This is a genomic window from Oleiphilus sp. HI0086 (assembly GCF_001635225.1).
Map to the genome: position 1 here is coordinate 1 of NZ_LWFZ01000447.1, position 270 is coordinate 270.

The following is a 270-nucleotide window of genomic DNA, read 5'->3' on the forward strand; positions in this document are numbered from 1 at the left end:
GTGCCGTTGGTCTGGCTATTTTATATAGCGCAGGTGGTCAAGATATGGTGTATGTCGAAAAACAGGCGACACGCTTCGGTATTGCATTTGTTGTGATGTTTGTTTTTGCTCAGCTAGATCCCAATGTCTACCGGCGTTGGTCTCCATGGCTATATGTTATTGGTGTCGCAGCGTTGATAGGGGTTATTTTCTTTGGAACGGGTGCTAAAGGTGCACAGCGATGGTTACAGCTACCAGGTTTACCGCGTTTTCAGCCCTCTGAGTTTATGA

At 46.7% G+C, this 270-nt stretch carries 1 protein-coding gene; it reads left to right on the forward strand.

Annotated elements, in window-relative coordinates; genetic code table 11:
- The coding region (locus tag A3756_RS05505; RefSeq protein ID WP_197481194.1) for an FtsW/RodA/SpoVE family cell cycle protein at positions 1-270 on the forward strand (270 nt) is incomplete at both ends.